General features: G+C 62.3%; 13 protein-coding genes. 11 read left to right on the top strand and 2 right to left on the bottom strand.

The features are described 5' to 3' along the window. Window positions 1–71: 71 nt before the first annotated feature. The 8 genes from KGB24_RS21755 to KGB24_RS21720 all read left to right on the top strand — a co-directional run bounded on the left by KGB24_RS21755 (window position 72) and on the right by KGB24_RS21720 (window position 10197). The gene (locus KGB24_RS21755) at window positions 72–998 is read left to right on the top strand and encodes a LysR family transcriptional regulator (protein ID WP_223415329.1); all 927 of its coding nucleotides are present in this window, start codon (window positions 72–74) and stop codon (window positions 996–998) included. 213 nt (window positions 999–1211) lie between these two features. After that, window positions 1212–2750: an MFS transporter gene (locus tag KGB24_RS21750; RefSeq protein ID WP_223415328.1), complete on the top strand. Its 1539-nt coding sequence runs from the start codon at window positions 1212–1214 to the stop codon at window positions 2748–2750. A gap of 26 nt (window positions 2751–2776) precedes the next feature. Continuing rightward, window positions 2777–3841, top strand: coding sequence for an HlyD family secretion protein (locus KGB24_RS21745; RefSeq protein ID WP_223415327.1), 1065 nt, complete (start codon window positions 2777–2779; stop codon window positions 3839–3841). After that, on the top strand, window positions 3838–5415 hold the full coding sequence (locus KGB24_RS21740) for an efflux transporter outer membrane subunit (protein ID WP_223415326.1): 1578 nt from the start codon (window positions 3838–3840) through the stop codon (window positions 5413–5415). The genes KGB24_RS21745 and KGB24_RS21740 overlap by 4 nt, the downstream gene beginning before the upstream one ends. 74 nt (window positions 5416–5489) lie before the next feature. Continuing rightward, entirely contained in the window at window positions 5490–6275 is a 786-nt protein-coding gene (locus KGB24_RS21735) for an efflux RND transporter periplasmic adaptor subunit (protein ID WP_008039635.1), read from the top strand. After that, window positions 6272–7591, top strand: a complete 1320-nt coding sequence (locus KGB24_RS21730; protein ID WP_207285551.1) for an efflux RND transporter periplasmic adaptor subunit — start codon at window positions 6272–6274, stop codon at window positions 7589–7591. Before KGB24_RS21735 ends, KGB24_RS21730 begins: the two co-directional genes overlap by 4 nt. Further along, the gene (locus KGB24_RS21725; RefSeq protein ID WP_223415325.1) at window positions 7592–9688 is read left to right on the top strand and encodes an efflux RND transporter periplasmic adaptor subunit; all 2097 of its coding nucleotides are present in this window, start codon (window positions 7592–7594) and stop codon (window positions 9686–9688) included. Between the two features lie 11 nt (window positions 9689–9699). Further along, the gene (locus KGB24_RS21720; protein WP_223415324.1) at window positions 9700–10197 is read left to right on the top strand and encodes a GNAT family N-acetyltransferase; all 498 of its coding nucleotides are present in this window, start codon (window positions 9700–9702) and stop codon (window positions 10195–10197) included. A gap of 127 nt (window positions 10198–10324) precedes the next feature. On the opposite strand, the gene KGB24_RS21715 is transcribed toward KGB24_RS21720, so the two are convergent. Further along, the gene (locus KGB24_RS21715; protein WP_223415323.1) at window positions 10325–10636 is read right to left on the bottom strand and encodes a DUF6916 family protein; all 312 of its coding nucleotides are present in this window, start codon (window positions 10634–10636) and stop codon (window positions 10325–10327) included. 55 nt (window positions 10637–10691) lie between these two features. Further along, window positions 10692–11279, bottom strand: coding sequence for a phage tail protein (locus KGB24_RS21710; protein WP_223415322.1), 588 nt, complete (start codon window positions 11277–11279; stop codon window positions 10692–10694). Between the two features lie 240 nt (window positions 11280–11519). Here KGB24_RS21710 and KGB24_RS21705 point away from each other — a divergent pair, with 240 nt between their 5' ends. From KGB24_RS21705 to KGB24_RS21695, 3 genes are all read left to right on the top strand, one after another. Beyond that, window positions 11520–13091 carry a glycosyltransferase family 39 protein gene (locus KGB24_RS21705; protein WP_223415321.1) on the top strand — a complete coding sequence of 524 codons (1572 nt, stop codon included), beginning with the start codon at window positions 11520–11522 and terminating at the stop codon, window positions 13089–13091. Window positions 13092–13234: 143 nt separating this feature from the next. Beyond that, on the top strand, window positions 13235–14089 hold the full coding sequence (locus tag KGB24_RS21700) for a sulfotransferase family protein (protein ID WP_192226652.1): 855 nt from the start codon (window positions 13235–13237) through the stop codon (window positions 14087–14089). Between the two features lie 51 nt (window positions 14090–14140). Next, window positions 14141–15321 (top strand): DUF4347 domain-containing protein (locus KGB24_RS21695; RefSeq protein WP_223474866.1); only part of this gene is annotated, 1181 nt, incomplete at its 3' end.

Genomic DNA, 15321 nt, shown 5'->3' with positions numbered 1-15321 from the left:
TTGCTCCTACAGCGCAGATACGCTATTAGCATTGCGTTCGAAACAATCCAGATCAAACATTAGTGCTCACCATGCAACTACCAGACATGAACCTGCTGGTCGCCCTCGACGCCCTGCTCGACGAGGGCAGTGTGGTGGGCGCTGCGCGGCGGATGAACCTCAGCCCGGCGGCGATGAGCCGGACGTTGACGCGGATCCGCGAGGCCATCGGCGATCCGATCCTGGTGCGTGCCGGTCGTGGCTTGGTGCCGACACCCAAGGCGCTGGCATTGCGCGAACAGGTGCGCGATGTGGTGGAGCAGGCCGCGTTGCTGTTTCGTTCGGCAGACGCGGTAGAGCTGGGTTCGTTACGCCGGCGCTTCAGCATTCGGGCCAATGACTTTTTCGTGGGCGTATACGGCGGCAAGCTGTTCGACACGCTGGACCGTCAGGCGCCGCACTGCGAGTTGCGGTTTGTGCCCGAAGGCGACGGCGATGATGAGGCGCTGCGCGAAGGCCGGATTGATTTGAACATCAGTAATACCCGGCCGCAGACTCCGGAAGTGAAGGTGCAGAATCTGTTTTCCACACACTTTGTCGGCCTGGTGCGCGAAGACCATCCGCTGTTCGACGAAGAAATCACCGCCGAGCGTTTTGCCGGGTTTTCTCACATCAGTATGTCCCGGCGCGGGATTGCTCGCGGCCCGATCGATACCGCGCTCAATGCCTTGGGTCTGGAGCGGCGAGTGGCGGTGATTGCGCCGAGCTTCCATGCGGCGATGTTTGCCTTGCCTGATTCCGATCTGATTCTGCCGGTGCCCAAGGAGGCGCTGCTGAGCGTGCGGCGGCTGGGCTTGAAATTGCGCTCGTTCACCCTGCCGATCCCTTTGCCGACCCTCATGCTGACCCAGGCCTGGCACCCGCGTTTCGACAAAGACCCGGCGCATCGCTGGATGCGTGAAACGCTCAAGGCGTGCTGCGACGCGACATGGCTGGCCGCGCAACCCACGTCAGACTGAACAGGGACCCCTGTAGGAGCCGGCTTACCGGCGATAGCGATGCATCAGGCGCTGAAGATGTTGATTGAAAAATCGCCATCGCTGGCAAGCCAGCTCCTACAGGGGGTTTGTATTGCTGCATGGAACGCACTTATAACCTGCCGATAAGTTGATTTTCGTCAGGTCCCGCGCTTCTTAAAATGCTCCGACATTCACATCCCGGAGCTTGCAGTAATGACTTCCCTCACGGCCCCGGCACCTCTCGCCGTGGCCAGTCCAACGGTCGCCGTGACGCCACCGGTCTTCGGTCCGCGAATCATCATCGGCCTGGTGGGTGTGTTGCTGGCGGTGCTGGTGTCGGGCCTCAACGAGATGGTGACCAAGGTCGCCCTCGCCGATATTCGCGGTGCATTGGCCATCGGCTATGACGAAGGTACCTGGCTGGTCGCCAGTTACACCGCGACCTCGGTGGCCGCGATGGCGTTCGCGCCGTGGTGCTCGGTGACGTTCTCGTTGCGGCGCTTCACTCTCTGCGCGATCAGCGTGTTCACGTTGTTGGGCGTGCTGTGTCCGTTCGCCCCGAACTACGAAAGCCTGCTGCTCATGCGCACCTTGCAAGGCCTGGCGGGCGGTGCCTTGCCGCCGATGTTGATGACCGTCGCCCTGCGTTTTTTACCGGCCAACGTGAAGCTCTACGGTCTGGCCGGGTATGCCCTCACGGCCACCTTCGGTCCGGGGCTCGGCACGCCACTGGCCGGGTTGTGGACCGAGCATGTCGGCTGGCAATGGACGTTCTGGCAAATCATCGCGCCGTGCCTGCTCGCCATGGCGGCGGTGGCCTACGGCTTGCCCCAGGATCCGCTGCGCCTTGAGCGTTTCAAGCAGTTCAACTGGCGCGGATTGCTGCTGGGTTTTCCGGCGATCTGCATGCTGGTGATCGGCATCCTGCAGGGCAATCGGCTGGACTGGTTCGAATCGACTCTGATCTGCGGACTGCTCGGCGGCGGGCTGGTGTTGCTGGTGCTGTTCCTGATCAACGAATGGTCGCAGCCGACGCCTTTTTTCAAGATGCAGATGCTCGGCATCCGCAACCTGTCGTTCGCCTTGCTGACCCTGGCCGGTGTGCTGGTGATTTTGCTGGCGGTGATCATCATTCCGTCCAGTTACCTCGCGCAGGTCCAGGGTTATCGCCCGGTGCAGACCGCCCCGGTCATGTTGCTGGCGGCGCTGCCACAGTTGCTCGCGCTGCCGTTGGTGGCGGCGCTGTGCAACCTGCGCTGGGTCGATTGCCGCTGGGTGTTGGGGATAGGCCTGAGCATGCTGGCGTTGTCGTGCATCGGTGGCTCGCAGCTGACGTCAGCGTGGATTCGCGACGATTTTTACGTGCTGCAACTGCTGCAAATCTTCGGTCAACCGATGGCGGTGTTGCCGCTGTTGATGCTCTCGACCGGCAGCATCAGCCCGATGGAAGGGCCGTTCGCTTCCGCCTGGTTCAACACCGTCAAAGGCCTGTCGGCGGTGATCGCGACTGGCGTAATCGACGCACTGACCACATCGCGGCTGCACTTTCATTCGACCATGCTGGTGGATCGTCTCGGCAACTCGCCGTTGGCCGACAGCGACAGCGCGGGCCTTGCCCACCGGCTGCATGAGCAAGCCGTGGTGCTGACCGCCTCGGACCTTTATCTGTGCATGGGCGGCGTCGCGTTGGCGCTGATCCTGTTGATTTTCTGGCTGCCGACGCGGATCTATCCGCCGCGTGCGCCGACATGAATGCTTCACTGAAACAGAAGGTTTTTATGACGACTCAATCCAAGCAAAAAATCGCCGTCGCGATTGCCTCCGTGGTGGCGGTCGGCGTGCTGGTGTATCTGCTGGCGCCGGGAATTTTTGGCAAGCGTACGCAACAGAACACCAATGACGCCTTTGTCTCTGCCGACTTCACGTTGGTCGTGCCCCGCGTCGCCGGGTTCATCAAGGAAGTGCTGGTGGAAGACAACCAGCAGGTCAAGGCCGGGCAGTTGCTGGCGCTGATCGATGACCGCGACCTGCGCGCTGCCGCTCAAGCCGCCGACGCCGAAACGCTGGTGGCGCGAGCGCAACTGCAAAACGCCCTGGCGACCCTTGAGCGCCAGACGTCAGTGATTGCTCAGGCGCAAGCCACGGTGGTGTCGGCGAAGGCTGAAATGGCGTTCGCCGAGCATGAATTGAACCGCTACAACCACCTTGCCGGCGTTGGCGCGGGTACGGTTCAGAATGCTCAGCAAGCGCGTACGCGCATTGATCAAGCCAGTGCCCGGTTAGCCAATGCCACAGCGGTGCTGTCGGCGGAGCGCAAGCAAGTGGAGATCCTCACCGCCCAGCGTGACGCCGCCGACGGCGGATTGAAACGGGCGCTAGCGGCCCTGGAAATGGCCAGCTACGAGCTGTCCTATACGCGCATCGTCGCGCCGCAGGACGGCATGGTGGGCGAGCGTGCGGTGCGTGTCGGTGCGTATGTCACGCCGGGCAGCAAGCTGCTGGCCGTGGTGCCGCTGGCGCAAGCGTATGTGGTCGCCAATTTCCAGGAAACCCAACTGAGCGAGGTGCAGCCGGGGCAGGGTGTTCAGGTGCGTGTCGACAGCCTTGGCGGCGAAGCATTGCGCGGTCGCGTCGAGAGCATTGCGCCGGCCACCGGGGTGACTTTCGCGTCGATCAAACCGGACAACGCGACCGGTAATTTCACCAAGGTCGTGCAGCGGATACCGGTGAAAATCGTCCTCGATCCGGGGCAGCCATTGGCTGAGCGGTTGCGGGTGGGGATGTCGGTGGAGGCGAGTATTGATACGGCTGAAACCGGCAAGCATGAGGTTGCGCAACGATGAAAATCTTCGTCGGCCGGGCTGGCCTCATCGCGAGCAGGCTCGCTCCCACAGTGGATCTGCGCAACGGCCACATTCTCAGCACAAAAGAAGACCCCTTGTGGGAGCGAGCCTGCTCGCGAAGAGGCCATCTGCTTCGACACAGTATTTGTACCTTGCTCGTCATGAGCCTCACCGCCTGCACCATCGGCCCTGATTTCCAGAAGCCTCAAGCCCGGCAAGTTGCCGAATGGTCGAAACCGTCGAAAGCCGCCGCCAGTGAAGTGATAACCGCTCATATGGACGAACGCTGGTGGGAAGTTTTCCAGGACCCGAAACTCTCGGCCCTGACCCAACGCGCTCTGACTGACAACCTCGACCTGAAGCTCGCCAGCAGCCGCTTGCAGCAAAGCCGCGCCGCGCGCCAGGTGATCACCGCCGAACGCTATCCCAACACCGCCGCCACCGGCAGCTACGGGCGCAAACGCAACAGCGGTGAAGGCCTGAGCGACCCGTCGGGGCACCACGGTGACTCGGCGTTCAACCTGTGGGACGCAGGTTTCTCGGCCTCCTGGGAACTGGATTTCTGGGGGCGTGTGCGGCGCGAAACCGAAGCGGCTGATGCCACCCTTGAAGTTGCGGAAAACGACCAGCGCGGTGTGCTGCTGTCGGTGCTCGCCGAAACCGCCCAGGACTACATTCAACTGCGCGGCGTGCAAAGCACACGAGCTGTCACCGAGCAGAACCTCGACGTCGCCCGCCACAGCCTGAAACTGTCGCAACTGCGCCTGGCCGACGGTGTCGCTACCGACCTGGATGTCGCCGAAGCCGCCGCGCAAGTCGCGGCCATCGAATCGCGTTTGCCGGCACTGGAGCAGCGCCAGTCACAACTGATCAACGCCCTCAGTCTGTTGATGGGCGAGCCGCCGCAAGCGCTGCACGCCGAGTTATCCACAGACGCGCCGTTGCCACAAACCCCGCGTCAGGTCGCCATCGGCCTGCCGTCGCAACTGGCCGAGCGTCGCCCGGACATCCGCCAGGCCGAAGCCCGCTTGCATGCCGCCACCGCAAACATTGGCGTGGCCAAGGGCGATTTCTATCCGCGCATCACCCTGTCAGGCAACCTCGGTTCGCAGGCCATGCAACTGAGCGACTTCGGCTCATGGGGCTCACGTACTTTCGGAATCGGCCCGCAATTCAGCCTGCCGCTGTTCGACGGCGGTCGCCTGCGTGGTGTGCTGAACTTGCGCGAAGCGCAACAACAGGAAGCAGCCATCGCGTACCAGCAAACCGTGCTGCGCGCCTGGCACGAAATCGACGATCAACTGACCGCCTACAACGCCAGCCAACTGCGCCGCGACAGCCTCGCCGAAGCCGTACGCCAAAACCAGATCGCCCTGCGCACCGCGCAACAGCAGTACGTGGAAGGCGTGGTGGATTTCGTCAACGTACTCACCGTGCAAGGTGAATTGCTGGCGACTCAGCAGCAATGGGTCGAAAGTTCGACCGGGGTGTCGCTGGCGATGGTCGGGTTGTACAAGGCGTTGGGTGGGGGATGGGAGTCGGTGTATCCAGTAATGGAAACGGTGCTGCGTTAGTCCAATCAACCCCACCCACTTGACGCTCACCCACACTGTCATAGACTCCGCTCATCCGTCAGGGAGTTACGGTTATGCGACGAGTTCGTGTGTGGGTTATCGGATTGACCATTTTAACGTGTACCGCTCAGGCGCAAACGCCCGTGCCAGACGATCCGCTGCTGGACAGCAGCACCGTCGGCAGCAGCGGTTCGGCAGCCAGCACCGAGGCCCGTGGCGTGCTGCGGGCCCGGGATCAGGCGATGCTTGCCAGTGAGTTGTCCGGGCGGATTGTCGAGTTGCCGTTCAGTGAGGGCGAGTCGTTCAAGAAGGGCGATACGCTGGCGCGTTTCGATTGTTCGGCCTATCAGGCGCAGCTCAATGCGGCGCAGGCTGCGAGCCGTGGGGCCGGTGAGGAGTTGGCTCACAACAAACAACTGGCGGCGTTGAATTCGGTCGGGCGTTTCGAAGTGGCGCGGGCCGAGGCAAGGCTCAGCGAGACGCAGGCGCAATCTCAGGTGTATCAGGTTCAGGTCAAACGCTGCAGCGTGGTTGCGCCGTTTGATGGTCAGGTGGTGGAGCGCAAGGTTCAGCGTTTTGAAAGCGTTGCCGCCGGCGCGCCGTTGCTGGATGTAGTCGACAACCGCACCCTGGAAATCCATTTACTGGTGCCGTCGCGCTGGATGGGCAAACTCAAGCCCGGCCAGACGTTCAGTTTTGTCCCCGATGAAACCGGCCGGCCACTGGATGCCACGGTCAAACGATTGGGCGCGCGAATTGACGAGGGCAGTCAGACCTTGCTGTTGGTCGCGACGTTGCCCAACGCCTCTGGTTTGTTGGCCGGCATGAGCGGAACGGCGCGTTTCGCGGAGCTCAAGTGAACGCTCCGGTCAGCGGCGGCGCGGAACAGGTCTTCGCCCGCTTTCTCGATCTTGAGCGCCAGACCCGCGCCGCACGCACTCCGTCACAACTGGCCTACAGCCTGGTCAATGACGCTCAGGGGTTGTTCGGTTTTCGTCATGCCGCGTTGTTGATTGCCGGCAAGGTGCACGCGGTGACGGGCGTGAGTACCGTCGACCCGAACGCGCCATTCGTGGCGTTCGTCGAGCAGGCCGTGGCGCAGTTGTTCAAACGTGATGTGCTGAAGCAGGCGCGGGTGATTGCGCCCGATCTGCTCAGCGAATCGATTCAGGCGGACTGGCAAAGTCTGTCCGCCGCCCAGGTGTTCTGGTTGCCGCTGATCGATCACCAAAGCGAAGTGTTCGGCGGTCTGTGGCTAGCCCGGGATTTACCGTGGAACCCGGCCGAACAAGTGCTGCTGTCGCAACTCGGCGACACTTACAGTCACGCCTGGCTGGCGCTGCAACCGCACAAGCCCTGGCGACTGCGCTGGACCCGAAAACGTCAGGTCGCGTTGATTGCTCTGCTGGTGCTCGGGATGTTGATCCCGGTGCGCCAATCGGTGCTGGCGCCGGCCGAAGTAGTGCCATTGGGCGGGCGCGTCGTGGCTGCGCCGCTGGACGGCGTGATCGCCGAATTCCTGGTCAAACCCAACCAGACCGTGAAAACCGGCGACCCGTTGCTGCGCTTCGAAGGCACCACCCTCAAGGCTCAGGCTGATGTGGCCGAACGCGCGTTGGGCGTTGCCGAAGCTGAGTTGAAAGCCAATTCCCAGCGCTCGTTTGCCGATGCCGAGTCCAGTTCGAAGATTGACTTGCTGGCGGCGCGCGTCGAACAAAAACGCGCCGAACGGGACTACGCCCGTGAATTGCTCAAGCGCAGCGAAGTGCGGGCCGAGCGCGACGGTATCGCGGTGTTCGCCGACGCCGAGCGCTGGACCGGCAAACCGGTGCAGACCGGCGAACGGCTGATGGAAATCGCCGACCCGAGCCAGGCCGAACTGCGTATCGAGCTGGCGGTGAGCGATGCGATTTCCCTGGAGCCGGGTGCGCAAGTCGCACTGTTCCTCGACAGTGATCCGTTGCAACGGCATTCGGCCCGGCTCGAGCGCGCAGCATACGAAGCACAACCCACCGCCGGCGGACAGTTGGCCTATCGGCTCGATGCCAGTTTCGATCAGGCGCCGCCGCGCATCGGCTTGCGAGGGACGGCGAAAATCTTCGGCGATCGCGCGCCCCTGGCGCTGTACCTGTTACGTAAACCACTGGCCGGTTTGCGCCAGAGTGTGGGGCTGTAGATGAGCCTGCCGAGCCTGCGCGCGGATTTGCAATTGACGCCCGCTTCACCGGCGCTGGACGGCTCGCCGCGCTGGACGTTGGCCGACCCGGTGCGCGGTCGCTATTTCAAGCTCGGGGTGGCGGCGATGCGCTTGCTGCGACATTGGTCCCTGGGCGATCCCGAAAAAATAGTGCACGCCGCCAATCGCGAGCCGGGTTTGCCGTTGGCCGGCAGCGATCTGGAGCAACTGCTGAGCTTTCTGCGCAGCCACGATCTGATCAGCGCCCTCGACCCGCAGCAGCGTGAAAGTTACAACTTGAAAGCTGCCGCCCAGCATCAGTCGTGGTGGCAGGTCTTGTTGCATCAGTACCTGTTTTTCCGGATTCCTCTTTGGCGGCCGGACGCCTTTCTCAATCGCGCCTGGCCCTGGCTGTCACGATTCGGTCCGCAAACGCTGCGCTTCGGATTGCCGGCAACACTGATTCTGGGGGTATTTCTGGTGTCCCGGGATTGGCAGCGATTCATCGCGACTTTCCCCCATTTGTTCAGCCTGGGTGGCGCGCTGGCCTTCGGCGTGGCGTTGTTCTTTGCCAAGCTGTGCCACGAATTCGGTCACGCGTTCATGGCCAAGCGCGCGGGCTGTCGGGTGCAAAGCATGGGTGTGGCGTTCATGGTGCTGCTGCCGATGTTTTACACCGATGTCAGCGATGCCTGGCGGGTGAATGATCGACGTGCCCGCTTGCTGATCGGGGCCGGTGGCGTGTTGGCCGAACTGCTGCTGGCGAGTATCGCGCTGCTCGCCTGGTCGCTGTTGCCCGACGGACCGGCGCGCACGGCGGCGTTCATGCTCGCCAGTGCCACCTGGATTACCACGCTGGTGATCAACCTCAACCCGTTCATGCGGTTCGACGGCTACTTTCTGCTCAGTGATTTCTGGGACGTGGAGAACCTGCAAGGGCGAGCCTTTGCCCTGTGCCGCTGGCATCTGCGTGAGACCTTGTTCGGCTACGGCGCACCGGCTCCGGAACCCTGGTCGCCGACGATGCGGCGGCGTTTGCTGGTCTGGGGTTATGGAACGTGGTTGTGGCGCGCGGTGCTGTTTTTCGGGATTGCGCTGGCGGTGTACCACTTGTTCTTCAAGCTCCTGGGGATTTTCCTGATGCTGGTGGAGCTGGTGTGGTTCATCTTTCTGCCCATCGTGCGCGAGTGGCGCGAGTGGTGGAGCCAGCGTGAGCACGCCCATGTGTCGCGGGTGTTGTTGAGTGCGTTGGGGCTGGCCGCTTTTGTGCTGTTTCTGGCGCTGCCCTGGCGCAGTGCCGTGGAACTGCCGTCGATGCTCGAGGCCGGGCGCGTCAGTACCTTGCATGCGCCGGTGGCGGCGCGGGTCAAACAAGTGAACGTCAGTGACGGTCAGGTGGTGGCTCAGGGCGACGTGCTGATCGAATTGGTGTCGCCGGATCTGGATTCGCGCCAGGCCATCGTCCGTCGCGAAATCCAGATCCAGCAATTACAGATGCGCCGCCAGGCCGGTCGCAGCGAAACCGCCGCCGATGCGGGCATTGTCGAGCAGCGCCTGGCGGAGGCCGTGGCCGAGTACCGTGGGTTGGCTGCGCAGCGGGAGCGGCTGCTGATTCGGGCGCCGCAGGCGGGCAAGGTGCGAGATCTGTTGCCGCAGTTGTCCGCCGGCCGCTGGTTGTCGCCCAAAGATCCGTTGGCGCGGGTGGTGGAAGACGGCGCACGGCTGCGTGGTTATCTGGCCGAGGCTGAGTTGTGGCGTGTTGCGCCGGGCGCCAGTGGGCGGTTTATCGCCGATGATCCGATGCACCCGGCGATCGCCGTGCAATTGACCGAAATCGACACCAACGGTGCGACCTATGTCGATCAGGAGGCATTGACCTCCGATCACCACGGGCCGATTGCCGTGCGCCGGGATGCCTCGCAACGGGCCGAGCCGGTACAGGGACAATACGGCGCGCGGCTGAACACCCTCGAGGCCACCCCGACGCCGCTTCAACCTTTGCGTGGCGTGGTGGTGTTGCAGGGGAGTGGCGAGTCATTGCTGGGCGTTGCCTGGCGGCGAATGGCCGCGCTGGGTGTCAGGGAAAGCGGTTTCTAGGGAGAGCAGCGATGGCGAACACGGATGCTGTGGTGGCCGACGGTTTGGTGGTGCGGCCGTCGCGCGTTAACGATGGTCCTTTTCTGCACAGGCTTTATCAATCGGCACGACCGGATCTGCAATGGATCGACTGCGAGCGAGAGGTGGTTGAGCAGGTCGTCGCCCAGCAATTCCAGGTACAGGAACAAGGGCTGGGAGAGCACTTCCCCAACGCGATGCACTACGTGATCGAAAAGCTCGACACGGCCATCGGTGCGTTGACCACTGATTTTGGTCCGAATGAAATCCGCGTGCTGTACCTGGCGTTCATCCCGCAGGCTCGTGGCCAGGGTTACGGTCGGGCGGTGCTGCAAGGGGTGCAGAAAGCTGCACAGCAGATTCGCTGCCCGGTGGCCACGGTGGTCTGGGCCAACAATGCCCACGCGCGCCAGCATTACCTGGCGCTGGGGTTTCAGGTTGAAGAGCGTAATCCGGCGGCGGAGCGGTTGGTGTGGTATCCGAATGGCTGAATACAACCATGACCCTGTGGGAGCGAGCCTGCTCGCGATAGCGGTGGATCATTCAGCAGTGATGTTGAGTGTGAAGGCCCTTTCGCCGGCAAGCCGGTCTCGCTCCCACATTTTGATCCCGGTGAATTCAGTTGAATGCGATGTAGAAGTAACCCACGCCCGGATCCCTGCCCATGGCGGGCACCCGCGAGACAAAAATATCCTCCACGTGGCCAAGATCCGGTAACTCCAGCGCGCACAACCCATCTACGAACTCCGTGGATTGCAGGCTGTTGAACTCGACCACGAACGGCATGCGCTCGCTATTCGGCATCCGCGATCGGGGTGATTCTTCAAGGCTGTCGATATGGATCGGCAGCTCACTGCCATCCGGCAATCGCAGCGTCCCCGTCTTTCCCAGAAGCGCCTGAAAGTGTTGGTGTTGAACCTCTTGCAGCATGGCGTCACTCCCAAAAATGAAAGTGACCGGGGGCGTTGAATCCCCCGGCCGGATTTCAACCGCGCGAAGGGAACAGCCCTTCCAGGGCAATGCTGAAGTTCAGTACCAGGAACGGGTTCATCGTTGCCATGGGCAGGCCGTTGCCGGCGGACGAGATTTCCCCGGTGACCGTCGTGGCCACACCCTTGAGCGGCACGGCCGCCGCACCTTGCTGATCGGAGTAGATGCTCGCCGAGCCCGGTCCGCCGCCGGATGCGCCGATGTACGAGTTGGTCGCGGTGGGGGTGGTGACCGGGTTGCTCGCCGGGCTGGCCAGTTGCAGGGTGGTGGTGGCCGTCAGCCCGGACAGGGCGTGGGTGTGATTGGGCAGGTTGGTGATGGTCGCGGTGACGTTCTCGGTCCCGGAGAACTCGCCGATGACGCGTGGGGTCAGGTTCAGCCCGTTACCCATGCACACCGGCATTCGGCCTTGCAGGTTGGGCAGCATGAAGTTGGAGACGCCATTGCCTCCGAAGTTGACGCCCAGCAGCGCGAACAGTGCGTTGTATTGCTGGACGGCAAGCGTCTGGCCATTACACAAGGCCCAGCCGCTGGGCGCGTAGTTAAAGGCGAAAGGCTGGATAGTGCCGATGAATACTTCCATAGTTCCTCATCCCTCAGGTTAGTTGTCTGGCGCGCCACAAGCGTGGCCCGGACGTCCGGAACCATCGTTGCGATCAGCCGACTCCATTCATTTCCCTGGCTGAGTCACGCCAAACCAGAGCGTAGTTGATGCGCCTCACGGCCGAATGTCGCTGGTCGCAAAACCGGCATCGACGACGAACCGGCGCCGTCCTAAAGTGATCAACAGGCAGGGTGGTCGAGGGCTGTTTCAGGGGGGGTAATGGAGGCGCGCAGAGAAACACCGTTTGGCGGCACCCATGAGCCGCACGCCGCGCCCGGCATCTGGGCGATTGTTCAGCGCTGGTTGCGCTGGGCGCAGGAGCACTGGCTGTTGCCGATCCTGGCGTTGGCGGCGCTGGTGCGTTTCTACGACCTGACGGCGGCCGCCATTTGGGGCGATGAAGGTTCCAGCCTGCTACTGAGTCAGTATTCAGTGGCCGACATCTGGGTCCATGCGGCCCATGACGTGCACCCTCCGCTGTATTTCCTGCTGCTGCATGGCTGGGTCGGGTTGTTCGGTGACGGCATTTTTTCGATCCGCTGCCTCAGCGCCTTGCCCGGCATCGTCACGGTGTGGCTCGGCGTCTGGCTGATGGACTTGCTCGCCACTCGCCGTGCAGCGCTGCTGGCCGGTTTCCTCTTGGCACTGTTGCCCACGGCGGTGCGCTACAGCCAGGAAGTGCGTATGTATTCGCTGCTGGGGTTGTGGCTGATCGGCGCGACGATTGCCCTGGCCTACTGGATCAAGCGCCCGCATCGCAGGCGATATCTGGTGGCGTATGTGCTGTTGATGACTGCTGCGTTCTACACCCATTACTTCACGGCCCTGTGCGTGCTCTGCCACTGGCTGTATCTGGGGCTGATCCGCGTCCAGCCGGGGCATCGCTTGCGCCATGTTCAACGCCCCGACTGGTGGCTGGCGAATGTCGCGATCGTGTTGTTGTACCTGCCGTGGGCGCCGAGCCTGATCGATCTGCTCCAGCACCTGGATCAACTCAAGGCCAACGGCGATGTGGGCTGGGAAACGCCTGTCACGTTCGGCTCGTTGCCTTCGATGTTCTGGTCGTTCCTGATCCAGGACGATGGCGAGAACCTGCCGACGCTGATGTTCATCACGATGCCGCTGGCGTTACTGGCCATTGTGGGGGTGGCGCTGGCGCGGGACCGCAGTGTCTTTCGTGGCAGCGCTCTGCTGGTGATCTACACGGCGTTGCCGTTGCTGCTGGTGTTCGGGGTTTCGTTTATCACGCCGGTGTTCATCGAGCGCTACCTGACGGCGTATGCCCTGGGGCTGCCGATGATTGTCGCGCTGGCGGTTGATCGTCTGTATTCAGGCTTTCGGGTGCTGGCCGTGACGGTGCTGGTGCTGTTTGTCGGTGTTGAACTGGTGGGTCTGAAGAACAACGCCACGGTGGACACCAATGATCAAATCAACGTCATGGTCGACTACGTGAACCAGCACTTCGTGACCGGTGACCGGATCGTCACCAGTGACATGCTCTGGTACCTCAGTTACGTCTATTACAACCGCACCGAGGCCAAGCCGCTGCTGTTCACTCCGCCGCTGGCCAATGGCGCTTCGAGCCGGCCGAACGCCTATGGCTTCGGCACATTGGTGCCTCAGGACACGTACCTCGACAGTCTCGACCGCTTGCCCAAGGGCAGTGGCCGGGTCTGGCTGATTGGCACCGTCGATGTTCCGGACGAGTTCGCGCCGTTGCCCTCAGGCTGGCAGCGCTCGGGCGAAACACAAGCGGGAGGCGCCACTGCGCGATTGTTCGTACTGCATTGAGTCGGTGGAATGCTTAAACGATTCACCTCACAAGCAGTAATAAAAAACGCGTTTTAGTCAGCGCCGTAACTTCGATTTGATATCAAAACACCACTACTTTTAAGGCCATTCATGGTCTACGCTCCGTCATACATAAAGGACTTATGACTAGGGTGAAGGGATTGCAGCAGTTCCATTTTATTTCCGGCTTGCCGCGCTCGGGCTCGACCCTGCTTTCTGCAATCCTTTTGCAGAACCCGCGTTTCCATGCCGGCATGACCAGCCCCGTCGGCTCACTCTTTTCCGGTGTCCTCGAACAATGCAGCGCCGGCAGCGAGTTCGGCGCGGTGATCGATACCGACCTGCGCCGCCGTTTGCTTCGCGGCCTGTTTGACTCCTTCTACGCCGACAAGGCCGACAAACCGGTGGTGTTCGACACCAACCGCTTGTGGAGTTCGCGCCTGCCGGCCATCAGCGATCTGTTCCCGCAAGCCAAGGTCATTGCCTGTGTGCGCAATGTTGCCTGGGTCATGGACAGCATCGAGCGTCTTTATCGCGCCAACCCTTTTGAAAACACCAAGCTGTTTGGCGATGCGGTCGAACGCAACACGGTCTACAGCCGCTGCGAAACCCTCGCCCAACGCAATCGCCTGGTCGGTTTTGCCTGGGCGGCGCTCAAGGAAGCCTATTACGGTGAACACGCCGACTCGCTGCTGATCGTCGATTACGACCTGCTGACCCAGGCGCCAGACCGGGTGATGCGGCTGGTCTACGACTTCATTGGCGAACCCTGGTTCGAGCACGATTTCGACCACCTGGCCTACGACGCGCCGGAGTTCGATCAAGCCCTCGGCGTGTCCGGCCTGCACAAGGTCAAACCCAAAGTCGAGTTGCAATCGCGGCGCACGATTCTGCCGCCGGATTTGTTCAAGCAGTACGCAGAATTGTCCTTCTGGCTCGATGGCTCTGCCAGCGCCGCCAATGTCATTCGTATGAAAGCCGATGCTGCGATCAGTTGATCGCGGCGTTTTCGTTTACGCAGAAAAAACGTTCGAGTCCGGGTGAGTAACATGTGGTGGAGCAACGGCAAGTCACGGATTACCAAAGGCGCACGAGCGCTGGCCTCTCCAATGATCATGTCCCTGGAACCGCGAATGCTGTTCGACGGCGCGGTCGCGGCCACGGTGGCCGATAGCGCCCAGGCTGACAGCCACACCACGGCCGACGCGGCCAAGCCGCCCGTTGCGGAGAAACCGGTCGCCAGCCAGGACACCCACGGCCAGGCCGATGCCACGCCCGCCGTGGCGCCCGTTGCCGTGCCGGGACAGAGCGTGGTGTTCGTCGATTCCCGGGTCAAGGATGCCGACAGCCTGCTCAAAGGTGTGGCGCCCGGTACTCAGGTGGTCCAACTCGATGCCACCAAGGACGGCTTGCAGCAGATTGCCGATTACCTGGACACCCATCAGGGCATCAGCTCGGTACAGATCATCGCCCACGGTAACGCGGGCGATCTGTGGCTGGGGAACAGTTACCTGTCTGCCGACAACGTCGCGGCCCGCAGCGCGGTGCTGGCGGAAATCGGCAAGGACATGAACGTCGGCGGCGACATCCTGATCTACGGCTGCTACACCGCCGAGGGTGAACGGGGTTTGAACTTCGTCGATTCCCTGGCGCAACTGACCGGCCGTGATGTAGCGGCGTCCAGCAACCGTACCGGCGTGGGTGGCGATTGGGATCTGGAGATCGCCACCGGTAATATCGAAAGCGCCAACGTGCTGTCGAAAATGGCCATGAGCGACTATGAGTGGGGCCTGGCGACCTGGACGGCCACCAACAACGCGAACACCGGCGTCGGCTCGTTGCGTGCCGCCATCGCTTCGGCGCAGAACGGCGATATCGTCACTTTCAGCTCCGGCATGACGGTGCAGTTGACCTCCGAACTGCTGATCAACAAGAACATCACCGTTGATGGCGACTTGAACAATGACGGTGCGGCGGATGTGATTCTCGACGGTCAGTACAGGACCCGGGTGATTGAAATTGCGGCGGGCAAAACCGTGACGCTCGATGGTCTGGTGATCACCCGTGGGCTGGTGTCGGGCACGGGCGGCAACGGTGGCTACGGCGCCACGGGCGCGATGGCCGGGGGGATTTTCAACGCAGGGGTCCTGACGCTTAACAACGTGACCGTGACCTCAAACGCCGCTTCTGGTGGCGGTGGCGGCGGCGGTGTCACGGGGGCGTTTTACGG

Origin of the sequence: Pseudomonas sp. BF-RE-25, from assembly GCF_019956105.1 — a bacterium.
Lineage (GTDB): Bacteria > Pseudomonadota > Gammaproteobacteria > Pseudomonadales > Pseudomonadaceae > Aquipseudomonas > Aquipseudomonas migulae.
This window is presented reverse-complemented; position numbering and strand designations above follow the sequence as displayed.